Source organism: Nonomuraea sp. B10E15 (assembly GCF_039871615.1).
GTDB lineage: Bacteria > Actinomycetota > Actinomycetes > Streptosporangiales > Streptosporangiaceae > Nonomuraea.
On record NZ_JBDPMB010000005.1, the window covers coordinates 90,393 to 104,524 of the forward strand.

A 14,132-nucleotide genomic window follows, 5' to 3' on the forward strand; every position below is an offset into this window, starting at 1 on the left:
GCTGCTGGGGGCGTCCCCGGCGGACGCAGGGGACGCCGCGCCCTTTCAGGCGTGGGCCGGGGTGGTGACGGCGCCGGAGGTGTCGGCCTGCCGGCCGTGGATCATGGCGTCGCAGTCGGCGATGGTCTCCTCCAGGAGCCGGCGCAGCAGCGCGTCCGGGTCGGGGATGCAGGCCTGCACGATGCCGACCACCGACAGTTGCACCGCGTTGGGCGCGGCGTACCGGCGAAAGCCCTTCTGCGTGATCCTGGCCGCGCGGCTGAAGCGGCGCGCCTGCTCGGCCGCGTGCGGGACATCCTCCAGCACCCGCACGCTCGACTCGCTGAGCCGCCCCGACGGGGCGCCGTCGAGCCTGGCCAGCATCTCCTCGGCCGCCAGCACCGACACCGCCAGCGCGAGCTGGCGCTCGGCCGCCGCCACCGGCAGCGCCGTGGTGGCGCAGCGCAGCGCGATCCGCGCGTCCACGCGCAGGTCGTCGCTGGCCAGGCCGATGATGGACGGAACCAGGTGGACGAGGCCGGCCCGGCTCTCGTCGCCGGTGTTGTCGTTGACCAGGCGGGCGAGCGCGGCCAGCAACGGGTGTGTGCAGGCCGGATGGTCGCTCCAGCGCTCTCCGGCCAGATATGAGGCCAGCTCCATGAAACAGGCACCGCGTTTCGGGTTGCGATGTCTGCCTCGGGACAGAACCGGCATGTGATCAAGGTGATAGTCCACGGGTGCTCCACTGCTCCACGCGATCGCCGTCTATCCAGTCTGCGTTGTCGTGCGGCTGAAAGCCATGGGTTTTCGACCTGCGGTTCCCCTACCCAGCACGCCCGCCGTCTACCGGCTTCGTTCACCGGGCCGTGACGAAGACCGCGACCGTGCGGGCCGGGACCGACAGGGTCGCGGTGGCCGGGTCGAACGCCGAGCTCCGCACCACCGCGTCGCCGGAGCACCCCTGCACGGGATGGAGCGACACGGCCTGTCCCGCCAGGCCGGGCATCGCCTGCGCGTGCGTGTACGGCGTCGCGTTGAACACGACGGTGACGGACGTCCAGCGCGGGTCGAGGCCCGTCGTGTCGATGTGCATGGCGATCACGCCCTCCGCCGAGGCGGGGAACGTCAACCGCCGCCGCACCTCGGCCGCCGAGCCCAGGGCGAACGCCGGTGACGACGCCCTGATCCGCAGCAGCTCGCCGAACCCGGCCCGGCAGGCGTCGACGGCCGCGCAGTCAGGGCGCAGCGCCGGGTCTTCGAGCAGGGGTCTCGCGTACGGCCACGCGGCCTCGTTGGCCGCCCTGGGCGGCAGGCCGGCGCCGAAGCCGTTGCCCGCCGAGCAGTCCCACAACAGCCGGTTGAACCAGTCGCCCGAGTCGTAGGAGTTGCGGTCAAGCGACTTCGACCGCAGCCGCTCGCTGCCCGCGTGCACGAACGCCGTCCCCTGCGCCAGCACCACAGTGGCCAGCGAGAGCACCTGCATGCGCACCCGGTCGGCCATCGGCGTCCGCTGCGGCAGCTTGTACGCCAGCGCGTCGAACAGCGTCTCGTTGTCGTGCGCGTCGACGTACGCCACCGCCTCGCCCGGCGCGGCGGTGTAGCCGGCGGGCGAGCCGTTGTAGCCGACCTCGGAGCCCTTCCTGCCCGAGGGCAGGACGTAGTCGCGCAGGCTGCCGCTCAGCCCCACCTTGACCAGTTCCGTGCAGGCGGCCAGCCTGGCCCGCTGCTCCTCCTCGGTGCCGTTGGCCGGTGCGCCGTTGGGCGCGCCCGCGAGGCCGGAGCCGAAGCCCTGCACGCGCGGGTCGGCGTCGAACGGGCCGCCGCCGCGCACCGCGTCGCGCAGCCGGTCGCTGAACGTGCCGATGCCGGTGCCGGCCAGATTCGCCTGCGTGGCCTGCTCGAACCTGGCGTCGTAGGCCACCTCGCCGAAGTTCCAGCCCTCGCCGTACAGGATGATCGACTTTCCGTCGACGCCGTCCCTCCCGGGGGTCAGCCGGTCGAGGGCCGCGCGGACGGCGAGCATGCCGGCCTTCGGGTGGTGGCCCATCAGGTCGAAGCGGAAACCGTCGATCTTGTACCGGGTGGCCCACGTGACGACGGAGTCGACGACCAGCCTGCCCATCATGGTGTGCTCGGGCGCGGTGCCGGGGCAGCACGTGGAGGTGGCGACCGTGCCGTCGTCGAGCAGCCGGTGGTAGTAGCCGGGCACGATCGGGTCGAGCACCTCGGTGGAGTGGGTGTGGTTGTAGACGACGTCCATCACCACGCGCAGCCCGGCCCGGTTGAGCCCGGCGACCATGCCGCGGAACTCTCTCGTGCGCTCGTCGGGGTCCGTCGCGTACGAGCCCTCGGGCACCGTGTAGTGCAGCGGGTCGTACCCCCAGTTGAAGGAGTCTTTCGCCGCGGTCCTCGCCACGCACTCCTGCTGCCGCTCGGACGCCGGCGGGAACGCGGCCAGGTCGCAGCCGGGCTCGGTGCGGTCGGCCCTCCGCTCGGGCACGGTGGCGAAGTCGAAGACCGGCAGCAGGTGCACGTGGGTCAGCCCGTCCGCGGCCAGCGCACGCAGCTCCCGCATCCCGGCGCCGTCGCCGCCGAAGGCCGCGTACGTGCCGCGCAGCGCGGCGGGGACGGTGGCGTCGGAGGCGGAGAAGTCGCGTACGTGCAGCTCGTAGATGGACGCCCGGTGCTGCGGCACGGCCGCGGGCTTGACCAGCCGGTCCCAGCCGCGCGGCTTGTGCGCGGCGCTTTCCAGGCTGACGAGCCTGCTGCGCCCGCCGTCGGGGGCGACGGCCAGGCCGTACGGGTCGGTGACCTCGTTCGTCACGATCCTGCCCTCCCTGGGGGAGTAGACCGTGACGAGGAACGTGTACTCGCGGCCCAGCCACGTCGGCAGCCCGCGCACCGACCAGACGCCGGTCCGGTCGTCGCGCCGCATCCGGCGCACGCGGCGCCGGTCGGTGCCGGGCGCGTAGAGCGCCAGCTCGACCGTGCGGGCGGTCGGCGCCCACAACGACAACGACGGGATCATCCGCCCCGCAGGGCCCAGCCTGGCGGTGGCGGCCTCGGCGTAGACGTCGTCGAGCACGCCGGGCAGCTGCACGCCGGTCGCCGCCAGCAGCTCGCCCGCGGCGTCGCGCTCCACGGCCACGATCTGGCCGCGCAGAGCGTCCTTCACCAGGCCGGCGTCGCGAGGGTCCACCTTGAGCGCGGTGAAGGAGGCCAGGTGGGGCCAGCGGCGTCGCTGCTCCTCGCTCATCGTGCCGGGCGCGAGCCGGATGAGCCGCGGGTCGCCGGTCAGCTCGCCCTCGTCGAGGGCGATGTCGCCGCCGGCGCTGCAGGCGAGCGCGTGCCGCAGCGACGGCTCGACGCGCCAGGCCACCGTGTCGCGGTCGATCCAGCAGGCTCTCGCCCCGGTCAGGTCGACGTCCGCGCGCGGGGATCGTGGCCGGTCGCCTTCGGCGCCGGTGCGAGCCGGCCGACGGCGGATCACGCGGAACCCCGCATCCCCACTCCCGATGTTCACCCTGTGCAATCGTGAGATTACCATTCATGTCGGGCTCGGGCGGAACGCCTGAGCGACCTGGCGGCCGGCGTCGCTTGCAATCATTTCTGGAAATTTCTGCAACGCCACGTCCGGTTCCCTGCTCGTCCGGCGGCGGTGGCACGCCGTCCGGCCGTCCGCCATGGGGAAACGGCTCTGCCTGCACCTGCGGAAACGCCTGCGGGTGCGGCGAATGGCGGGCCCGAGGCCGCGCGTGCGGATCAATGTAACAACTTGCAGAAATCTTGCGTCCCCATCTATCCGAGAACGCCGCCTCGGCGTAACCTCCGGCGTACCCCGACCTCTGATACAGACAGCTGTGAGGACAAGGACATGCGACGACTCTTAGCGGCCTCGGCCGTGGCGGCGCTCACCCTGACGGCCACCGCCTGCGGCGGCGGGGGTGGTGAGGCCGCCGCTCCCACCGCCTCCGTCACCGACCCGTCGAAGATCACCGGCGAGCTGACCTGGTGGGACACGACCAGGCCCGACAGCGAGGGCCCGACGTTCCAGGCGTTGATCAAGGAGTTCGAGGCGCAATACCCCGGCATCAAGGTCAAATATGTGAACGTGCCGTCCGACCAGGCCCAGAACCAGTTCCAGACGGCCGCGCAGGCCGGCACCGGCGCGCCCGACGTGATCCGCTCCGAGGTGGCGTGGACACCGCAGTTCGCCTCGCTGGGCTATCTGCAGCCCCTTGACGGCACCCGGGCGGTGGAGGACGGGTCCGACTTCCTGCCCGGGCCGCTGAGCAGCACCAAGTACACCGGCAAGACCTACGCCGTGCCGCAGGTCACCGACACGCTGGCGTTGATCTACAACAAGCGGCTGCTGAAGGAGGCCGGCCACGAGGAGCCGCCCAGGACGATCGCCGAGCTGAAGCAGGCCGCCCTCGACGTCAAGGACAAGACCGACGCCGACGGCCTGGCGCTCAACGTCGACTCCTACTTCCTGCTGCCGTTCATGTACGGCGAGGGCGGCGACCTGCTCGACGTGCAGAGCAAGAAGATCGTGGTCAACTCGCCGGCCAACGTGAAGGCCATCGAGACGGTGGCCGACCTGATCAACTCCGGCGCCGCGCCCAAGCCGGCCACGACCGACAGCTACGCCAACGCCATGACGGCCCTCAAGGAGGGCAAGGCGGCCATGATCTACAACGGGCCGTGGGCGCTGTCGGAGATCTACCAGGGCAAGGAGTTCAAGGACAAGTCCAACCTCGGCATCGCCCCCGTCCCGGCCGGCTCGGTCAAGGCAGGGGCTCCGACGGGAGGCTGGAACCTCGCGATCTACGCCGGGTCGAAGAACATCCCGGCCGCGTACGAGTTCGTACGGTTCATGACCACGGCCAAGGCCCAGGCGAAGATCGCCAAGGAGATCAGCCTGCTGCCCACCCGCACCTCCGCCTACGCCGACCCCGACGTTCAGGGCAACCCGGACGTCGCGGTGTTCAAGCCGATCATGGACACCGCCGTGCCGCGCCCGTGGATCCCCGAGGGCGGGCAGCTGTTCCAGCCGCTGCTGGAGGGCTACCAGTCGCTCGTGGGCGGCCAGGTCACGCCCGCCGACATGCTCAAGAAGGTCGACGAGCAGTACCACGGGATCATGAAGGACTGGAGCTGACCGGTGGCAGTCTCGACCGGACGGGCTCCGGCCGCGGGCGAGTCCGCCCGCGGCCGGAGCCGCCGCCATGACAGCCCCGGACGGCTGAGACGCGCCCTGTCGGCCCACTGGTACGCCTGGGCGATGATCGCGCCGGTGGCGGTCGTGATGCTGGTGCTGATCGGCTGGCCGCTGGCCAGGGGCGTCTACCTGTCGCTGACCGACGCGACCGAGGCCAACATGGGCCGCACCATCGGGGTCAACGTGATCCCGTCCACGTACGAGTTCGTCGGCCTGGACAACTACCTCCAGATCCTGACCAGCAGCCTGTTCTGGGACAAGGTGCTCTGGACCGTGACGTGGACGGTGGTGTGCGTCGGCCTCCACTACGGCATCGGGCTCGGCCTGGCCGTGATGCTCAACCGCAAGCTGCGCCTGCGCTCGGTCTACCGGGTGCTGCTGATCCTGCCGTGGGCGGTGCCGGCGTTCGTGGCCGCGTTCATCTGGCGCTACCTCTACAACAGCGACTACGGCGTGATCAACGGCTTCCTCGAGGTCGCCGGGCTGTCCGGCGTGGGCTGGCTGGACGACCCGGTCACCGCCAGGATCGCGGTGATCGCGGTCAACGTGTGGATCGGGGTGCCGTTCATGATGGTCGCCATGCTCGGCGGCCTGCAGTCGATCCCCGCCGAGCTGTACGAAGCGGCCGAGGTCGACGGCGCCTCCCCGTGGCAGCGCTTCAAGGCGATCACGCTGCCCGGGCTGCGGCAGGTCTCCACGACCGTGGTCCTGCTCGGCACGATCTGGACGTTCAACATGTTCCCCATCATCTTCCTGGTCACGCGGGGCGGGCCGGGCAGCGAGACCGAGATCCTCGTCACCTACGCCTTCCGCGAGGCCTTCACCGGCATCCGCAACTACTCCGGCTCGGCCGCGTGGGGCGTGATCATCCTCGCCATGCTGGTCGTGCTGGCCATCGGCTACCGCCGCACCCTGCGCAGTCAAGGAGGCCCCTGGTGACCCGCGCGACCCGGCCCCGCGGCGAGCGGGGACCGCTGGCCTCCATCGGCCTGCACGCCGGCCTGCTCGTCGCCGTGGCGATCTCGCTGTTCCCGGTGGTGTGGCTGGTGCTCACCTCGCTCAAGCCGCGTGACAGCTGGCTGTCGGCCGAGCTCCGGCTGTTCGACGACTCCTCGCTGGACAACTACACCCGCGTGCTGACCGCCACCGCGTTCCCGCAGTGGCTGCTCAACAGCGTGCTGACGGCGGGGCTGACCATGGTGCTCGGCGTGTTCCTCGCCGCCACCACCGGCTACGCCGTCAGCCGCTTCCGCTTCCCCGGCCACCGCTCGGTCATGTGGCTGCTGCTGATCACCCAGATGTTCCCGGTGGCCATCCTCATCGTCCCCCTGTACAACCTGATGGCCGGGCTCGGCCTGCTCAACCAGATCCCCGGCCTGGTGATCGCCTACATGACGATCGCGGTGCCGTTCTGCGCCTGGATGATGAAGAGCTACTTCGACACCGTGCCGGTGGAGATCGACCAGGCCGCGATGGTGGACGGGCTGACGCCGTTCGGCACGTTCTGGCGGGTCGTGCTGCCGCTGGCCCGTCCGGGTATCGCGGTGACCGCGTTCTACTGCTTCATGACCGCCTGGGGCGAGGTCGGCTACGCCACGGTGTTCATGTCGCAGGAGGACAAGCGCACGCTGGGGGTGGGCCTGCAGCAGTTCGTCGGCCAGCACTGGTCGGACTGGGGGCTGATGACCGCCTCCGCCGTGCTCATCGCCATCCCGGCGGGCGCGGTCTTCCTCCTCGTGCAGCGCCACCTGGTCACCGGGCTCACCGCCGGCGCGACCAAAGCGTAAAGTATTCGGCCGATAACTGTACGTGACGGGATTGTCGCAGGATCCTTGTCCACATGGACGGATTCCTCGACGAGACCTGCGGCGGGGTGACGGAGCTGCGCGTCCACGGTGTCTCCGGCACGCCGCCGGCGGGCATGCTCAACCACCCCCATCCCCGGCTGGTCGCGGGCGACGGCACCACCGGGTTCTACCGGCGCTGGTGGACGGCGGGGCAGCCGGTGGGCGACCGGGCCGACGTGCCGGGCGTCCGCCGGCGGGAGGCGTACGCGTGGGGCGGCCTCACCTCCGGCGGGCGCACGATCGCGCTGTGGTTGCTCCTGCTGCCGTTCTCACTGGCGAACCTGTCCTACTTCATGCTGCCCAGGCCGCGGGGCGGCGACCGGCTGCGGCACGTGACGGAGGCGGCGCAGCGGCTGTTCGCCCTGCTCCTCACCGGCACCCTCGTCGGCGCCGTGACCAGGGCCTGCGTGGACCTCGTCGGCTGGCAGTGCACGGCCGCGGGACGGGCCTGCACCGATGTGCTCGCGCCCGTCTGGCTGCGGTGGATGGGCGAGATGTGGGGGCACGAGCCGTCCAAGCGCCTGGCCGTCACCGCCCTGGCGCCGCTGCTGGTGGTCGTCCTGCTGTGGTGGCTCGCCCGCCGCACCTGGCGCCGCGACGAGAGCAAGGTCGTCCCCGCCGCTTCCGGCAGCGATCCGGGCGGCGATCCGGGCGGCGATCCGGGCGGCGATCCGGGCGGCGGTCCCGGCGGCGCCACCGAGGGACCTGAGGACGGGCCTGCTGGTGAGCGGCTGTTGCTGGCGCGGGCGCGGTTGTGGCACGGCGGCGCGCCGGTGTGGCGCCTGCGCATCGTGCACGTCGCCTTCGCGATCGCCTCGATCGGGATGGCCGTCGCCGCGCCCTTCGCCGCCACCCCGCTGGGGCTGGCGCTCACCTCGGCGAACGCGGGCGTCGAGCTCGCCGCCGCCGTGCTGGTCGTCCTGCCGTGGACCGGCCGGCGGCTGGACCCGCACTCCGGCGGGCGCGAGCCCACCTGGCTCAAGGTCGCGTGCCACGTGCTGCGGGTGGCCGCGCCGCTGGTGTTCCTGGCCACGTTCTGGGCGGCGCTGGCCGGTCTGCCGGTGGGCGTGGAGGGGCTCGTGCTGCCCAGCGTGGGCGCGGGTCCGGTGCAGTTCGCGCTCATGCTGGGGCTCGGGGCGTTCATCCTGGCCGCCACGTGGGTGCTGGCCCGCATGGACCGGCCAGGCGGCGGCCGGGACCCGCTCGACCGGCCGGCGATGGGCGGGCTCGCCGCGTGGTTCATGCTGATGGTGGCCGCGGGCTGCGCGAACGTGCTGGCGCTCGGCGTGCTGTTCTGGACCGCCACGTTCTTCGGCGTCCCCGGCAGCCTGGCCGACCCGGGGCCGCCCGGCAGGAAGCTCTTCATCGACGACCCGGTCTGGTGGACGGCCGCCCTGGTGCCGCTGCTGGGGGCGGCGTCGGCCGGGGTGGCGATCGCCCTCTGGCTGGTCCGCCGCGCCGAGGCGGGCAGGCTGGCGCCCGAGCTGGAGGAGCACTACGGGGAGCGCGGCGGCGCCAAGGTCGCGCGGAAGTGGGCGCTGGCCGCGCTCACCGACCGGGCCGGGCTGGTGCTGGGCCTGCTCACCGGCATCGGGGTGGCCGGGTTCGCCGTGGTGACCGTGATCCACCAGCTGCGGCTGTACACGCCGACGGCGGGGTTCGCGGGGCTGCTCGCCTCGATCGGGAGCTGGGCCACGGCGGCCGCCGTCGTCGGCCTGGTGCTGCTCGGCCGCCGCACGTACGGCAGCTCGCGGTTGCGCAGGACCGTCGGGATCGTCTGGGACGTGTCCACCTTCTGGCCCAGGGCCATCCACCCGCTGGCCCCGCCCTGCTACACCGAGCGCGTCATCCCCGAACTGATGGCCCGCCTCGGCCGGCTGGCCGCGACCGATCGGGACACCGTCGTCCTGTCCGGGCACAGCCAGGGCAGCGTCATCGCGGCCGCCCTGGTCCTGCAGCTCGACCCTGACGTGCGCCGGCAGGTCAGGCTGCTCACCCACGGGTCGCCGCTGCGCCGCCTGTACGCCCCGTTCTTCCCCGCGTACTTCGCCGGCCGTGGCCTGCCGGTCCTGCGTGACGCGGTCGCGTGGCGCAACCTGTACCGCCTGAGCGATCCCATCGGCGGGCCCGCGTTCCGCCGCGTCGACCCCCTCGCCGCCGAACCCGATCGCGGCAACACGGTGGACCGGTTCTGCTGGGATCCGCTCCGGCCGGCGCCGGGCGAGCCGCTGCCCGAGGCGCGCTGGCACTCGGGCTACTGGCTCGACCCGCCCTACCGCGACGAGCTGGACCGGTTGATCACCCCGAGCCTGCCGCCCGAGCGTACGGCCCTGTAGGGGCCCGTGAACGGGCGCGGATCACCACGACAGGACGAGCTTCTCGGGGGCGCGGTGGATCAGGGTGGCCGCCATGGTGACCTCGGGTTCGGCCAGGCGCAGCCCGGGCAGCTCGCGTACGAGCAGCTCCAGCGTGATGCGGAGTTGCTCGCGGGCCAGGAGCGCGCCGGGGCAGCCGTGCACGCCGTGCCCGAACGACAGGTGACGCGCCGGCTCCCGCGCGATGTCGAACACGTCGGGATCCACGTGCACGGCCTCGTCCCGGCCCGCCGAGGCGAACGACACGAACACCGTGTCGCCCTCGGCGAGCTCCGTGCCGCCCAGCGTGAGCGGCCTGGTGACCCGGCGGCGGAAGCCCTGCACGGGCGCCTCGAACCTGGCGGCCTCCTCGATCGCCGCCGGGATCAGCTCGGGCCGCCGGCACAGCAGCTCCCACTGGCGGCGGTCGCGCAGCAGGCGGTGCACGGCGGTGCCGAGCAGCGCCGTGGTGGTCAGGTGGCCGGCCAGCATGAGGTTCTGGGTGTTGGAGACGATCTCGTCGCGCTGCCGGTCGGTCGGTTCGCCGGGTCCGGGGGCCAGGCCGCGGACCAGCTCGCCGGTCAGGCTCTCCTGGTCGCGCGAACGGGCGGCGTGCGCGGCCAGGAGGTGCCGCAGCGCGGACACCTCTCGGACGGCGGCGATCTGCTCGTCCTCCGGCATGGGCGTGAAGATCAGGTCCTCGGCGCGGTCACCCGCCCGGACGGCGGCGGGCACGTCGGCCGGGTCGAGGCCGAGCAGGTGGCCGATGACGGTCGCGGGCAGCGGCCTGGCGTAGCCGCCCATCCATTCCACCCGGCCCGCGGCCGCGAACGACGCGAGCAGCTCCGCCGCCGTGGCCTGGATGAACGGGCGTGCGGCGGCCACCCGGGCGGCCGACAGGCCGCGGGTGAGCGGCCTGCGGTAACGCTGGTGGGCCTCGCCGTCGGAGCTGAGCACCACGGGGGCGTTGCCGGGCGCGCCGGCCAGTTCGGCGAACGCGCGCGGGCTCGGCGTCACGTCTCCGCGGAAGGCGCCCTGGGAGGAGAAGTCGGCCGGCCGGGCCAGCACCTCGCGCACGTCCGCGTGCCGGGCCACGAGCCAGGCGTCCAGCTCGCCGGTGAAGGTCAGCCCGGGGGCGGCGCGGGCGCGGGCGTAGACGGGGTACGGGTCGCGGTAGAAGGCCTCTCGATCCACACCTTCCATCGTGGTGGGCCCCGCGGGGGGCGTACAAGATCTGAAATTTTCTTTTGGTTCATGTGTAAGCCTTGAAAGTTATATCCATGAACGATTGAGTTCGGTCGTGCAGACCCTCAGATTGCTGGCCGCCGCCGCGCTCGTGTTAGCCCCCGTGGCCCTGAGCGTGCCCGCGCAGGCCGATGCCGCACCCCCCGCGGAGGACGCTCCCCAGGCGTCGTCCTACCCGCCGCCGTCCACGCTGGTCACCCGGGCCGCCGAAGGGCGGCAGCGGCTGGAGACGGCCAAGAGGACCCGGCCGGTCGCGCCGGGGATCTCGCTGACCTCGTTCGACACCTACGACCCGCTCGGCTGGCTGCGCGCCGACGCGATCACCGCAGACCTGGCAGGACAGCACGGAGCCAAGGCCGACTACGTGTTCTCCGGCGAGGTGTCCAAGACCGAGCCGCTGTCCGGGCCCGCCAAGCGCTCCCACGCCGTCGCCGCCGTCAACGGCGACTTCTTCGACATCAACAACTCCGGCGCCGCCCAGGGCATCGGCGTCCAGGACGGCACGCTCGTCCAGTCGCCCGTCGCCGGGCACGAGAACGCGGTCGCGATCACCGGCGACGGTGTCGGACGCGTGCTCAAGATGTACTTCGAGGGCACCGCCACGCCTGACGGCGGCCCGCCGATCACGCTCACCCAGTTCAACCAGATCGTGCAGGACGGCGGCGTGGGGCTCTTCACGCCGCTGTGGGGCTCCTACAACCGGGCCCGCGCCGTCGAGGGCGCCACCTCCGTCGCCGAGGTCGTCATGAAAGACGGCGTGGTCACCGAGGTGCGCACCTCCGCGGGCACCGGACCGATCCCGGCGGGCACCTCGATCCTGCTCGGCCGCGACGCCGGCGCCGAGGCGCTGTCCGCGCTGGAGCAGGGCGACCGGATCGACGTGAAGTACCAGCCCAAGGCGTCGGACGGCAGCACGGTCAAGGCGGCCGTCGGCGGCAACTGGGTGCTGGTCAAGGACGGCGCCGTACAGAACTCGACCGACACCAGCGCCCACCCGCGCACGGCCGTCGGGTTCTCGGCCGACGGCAGGAAGATGTACCTGCTGACCGTGGACGGCCGCCAGGCCGACAGCCGCGGCGTCACGCTCAACGAGCTCGCGGCCATGATGGTCGAGCTGGGCGCGGCCAACGCGCTCAACCTGGACGGCGGCGGCTCCTCCACCATGCTCGCCCGCGAGCCCGGCTCCGCCGACGTCCAGGTGGAGAACAGCCCTTCCGACGGCGGCGAGCGGCACGTCCCCAACGGCCTGGCGCTCTACGCGCCCGAAGGCAGCGGCAAGCTGAAGGGCTTCTGGCTGGAGACCGCGAGCGACCCGTCCAAGGCGCCCGGCGTCGCGCCCGTCGCCGGCGGCCGCCCCGACCGGGTCTTCCCCGGCCTCACCAGGCGCCTGACCGCCGCCGGGTACGACGAGACGTACGGTCCCGCCAAGGGCGAGCCCTCCTGGCGAGCGAAGCCCGCCGTGCACGGCGTCGTCCGCGACGGCAGGTTCCACGCCCTGGTGCCCGGCCAGACCACCGTCACCGCCTCCCGCGGCCGCGCCAAGGGCGAGATCGAGCTGACCGTCCTGCAGCCGCTCCAGCGGCTCGGCGCCACCGCCGACCGGCTCGCCATCGCCGGCGCGGACGGCGCGGCCACGTTCGGCGTGGTCGGCTACGACCGCAACGGCAACTCCGCGCCCATCGAGCCCGCCGACCTCGAGCTCGACTACGACGGGAACCTCTTCGAGGTGACTGCCGCCGAGCACGGCTCCTTCACCGTCAAGGCCAAGCAGGCCTCGGGCGCGGGGCTGATCACCGCCAAGGTCGGCAAGCTCACCACCGCCGTGCCCGTCACCGTGGGGTTCGAGGAGAAAGCGGTCGCCGACTTCGAGGACGCGGCCACCTGGAAGTTCGCCGCCGCCCGCGCCACCGGCTCGCTGTCGGCCGCACCCGGTCACGACGGCGGCGGGCTCAAGCTGTCATACGACTTCAGCACCTCGACCGCCACCCGGGCCGCGTACGCCAGCCCGCCGGAGGAGATCGTGGTGGAGGGGCAGCCGCAGGCGTTCGGGCTCTGGATCCACTCCACCGGCAAGGGGGAGTGGCCGAGCCTGGAGTTCTACGACGCGCTCGGGCAGTCTCAGATCCTGCGCGGGCCGTACATGACGTGGACCGGCTGGAAGTACGTCGAGTTCGCCGTGCCGCCCGGCGTCAACCACCCGCTGCGGCTGCGGCGCTTCTACGTGGCCGAGACCAAGGCCGACGTGCGGTACACCAACGAGATCATGATCGACGGCCTGGTGGCCAAGGTGCCGCCGCCGGTCGACGCGCCGCCCGTGCCCGAGGTCGCCGACCCGGTGGTCAGGGACGACGTGGCGACGATGCCGTGGCGGTTCGCGGTCATGTCGGACGCGCAGTTCGTGGCCAGGGAGCCGGACAGCGACCTCGTCAAGAACGCCCGCCGCACGCTGCGCGAGATCAAGGCGGTCAGGCCCGACTTCCTGGTCATCAACGGTGACCTGGTGGACGAGGCGTCGCCCGAGGACTTCGCGCTGGCCAAGCGGATCCTCGACGAGGAACTGGGCGGAGAGCTGAAATATCACTACATCCCCGGTAACCATGAGGTCATGGGCGGAGCGATCGACAACTTCAAGGCCGCCTTCGGCGACACGTACCGGACCTTCGACCACAAGGGCACCCGCTTCATCACGCTCGACACCTCCCGCCTGAGCCTGCGGGGCGGCGGCTTCGAGCAGGTGGCCATGCTCAGGTCCGAGCTGGACAAGGCGGCGAAGGACGCCTCGATCGGGTCGGTCACCGTCCTGTTCCACGTGCCGCCGCGCGACCCGACACCGGGCAAGGGCAGCCAGCTCGGCGACCGGAAGGAGGCGGCGCTCGTGGAGGGCTGGCTGGCCGACTTCCAGCGCACCACCGGCAAGGGCGCCGCCCACATCGGGGCGCACGTGGGGACGTTCCACGCCGCCCACGTGGACGCGGTGCCGTACTTCATCAACGGCAACTCCGGCAAGAACCCCGCCACCGCACCCGAGGACGGCGGGTTCACCGGCTGGTCGCTGTGGGGCGTCGACCCGGTCACGCCGGCCGAGGCCGAGCACGTCAGGCGGAACTGGTTCGCCGACGCGCCCGACTGGATCGGCACCCAGGTGCGCCCGCACGTGGACGCGCTCACGCTGACCGCCCCGGCCACCGTCGCCGTCGGCGCGCCCGCCGAGGTGAGCGCCGCCGTCAGGCAGGACGACAGGACGGTGCCCGCCGCCTACCCCGTCTCGGCGGCGTGGTCGGGCTCGCCCAACCTGCACGTCGGCAGCCGCAAGACGGCCAAACCCTGGCACGTCGCCGTGCTCGACCCGGAGAAGGGCACGCTCACGGCGCTGCGCGAGGGGAAGGTGACGGTCGCGGTGACCGTCAACGGCGTCACCGAGCGGGCGTCGGTGGCGGCCACCGCCAAGGCCGCCGCCTGAGCCCTGCCTGATTCCCGCCTGATCCC

General features: G+C 72.3%; 8 protein-coding genes. 5 read left to right on the plus strand and 3 right to left on the minus strand.

The window, feature by feature from the left end; genetic code table 11:
• Nucleotides 1-45: 45 nt before the first annotated feature.
• Together ABGB14_RS18335 and pulA are read right to left on the minus strand one after the other, a co-directional pair.
• Nucleotides 46-639 (minus strand): hypothetical protein, encoded by a 594-nt coding sequence (locus ABGB14_RS18335; protein ID WP_347644879.1) that lies wholly within the window; start codon nucleotides 637-639, stop codon nucleotides 46-48.
• Nucleotides 640-835: 196 nt separating this feature from the next.
• The gene (gene pulA / locus ABGB14_RS18340) at nucleotides 836-3,469 is read right to left on the minus strand and encodes a pullulanase-type alpha-1,6-glucosidase (protein ID WP_347644880.1); all 2,634 of its coding nucleotides are present in this window, start codon (nucleotides 3,467-3,469) and stop codon (nucleotides 836-838) included.
• 384 nt (nucleotides 3,470-3,853) lie between these two features.
• On the opposite strand from pulA, the gene ABGB14_RS18345 reads away from it, so the two are divergent.
• Genes ABGB14_RS18345 through ABGB14_RS18360 form a run of 4 tightly spaced genes read left to right on the plus strand, consistent with a single transcriptional unit; the run spans nucleotide 3,854 to nucleotide 9,383 of the window.
• Entirely contained in the window at nucleotides 3,854-5,140 is a 1,287-nt protein-coding gene (locus tag ABGB14_RS18345; RefSeq protein ID WP_347644881.1) for an extracellular solute-binding protein, read from the plus strand.
• 3 nt (nucleotides 5,141-5,143) lie between these two features.
• Nucleotides 5,144-6,139, plus strand: coding sequence for a sugar ABC transporter permease (locus ABGB14_RS18350; RefSeq protein ID WP_347644882.1), 996 nt, complete (start codon nucleotides 5,144-5,146; stop codon nucleotides 6,137-6,139).
• Complete coding sequence (locus tag ABGB14_RS18355) at nucleotides 6,136-6,987, plus strand: carbohydrate ABC transporter permease (protein ID WP_347644883.1); 852 nt, start codon at nucleotides 6,136-6,138, stop codon at nucleotides 6,985-6,987. Before ABGB14_RS18350 ends, ABGB14_RS18355 begins: the two co-directional genes overlap by 4 nt.
• A 53-nt stretch (nucleotides 6,988-7,040) precedes the next feature.
• Complete coding sequence (locus ABGB14_RS18360) at nucleotides 7,041-9,383, plus strand: hypothetical protein (protein WP_347644884.1); 2,343 nt, start codon at nucleotides 7,041-7,043, stop codon at nucleotides 9,381-9,383.
• A 21-nt stretch (nucleotides 9,384-9,404) separates the two neighbouring features.
• Here the strand turns inward: ABGB14_RS18360 and ABGB14_RS18365 are convergent, their stop codons facing one another.
• A complete protein-coding gene (locus tag ABGB14_RS18365) occupies nucleotides 9,405-10,604 on the minus strand; it encodes a cytochrome P450 (protein WP_347644885.1) in 1,200 nt (399 codons plus the stop codon).
• A gap of 97 nt (nucleotides 10,605-10,701) precedes the next feature.
• On the opposite strand from ABGB14_RS18365, the gene ABGB14_RS18370 reads away from it, so the two are divergent.
• A complete protein-coding gene (locus ABGB14_RS18370; protein ID WP_347644886.1) occupies nucleotides 10,702-14,106 on the plus strand; it encodes a phosphodiester glycosidase family protein in 3,405 nt (1,134 codons plus the stop codon).
• Nucleotides 14,107-14,132 lie beyond the last annotated feature (26 nt).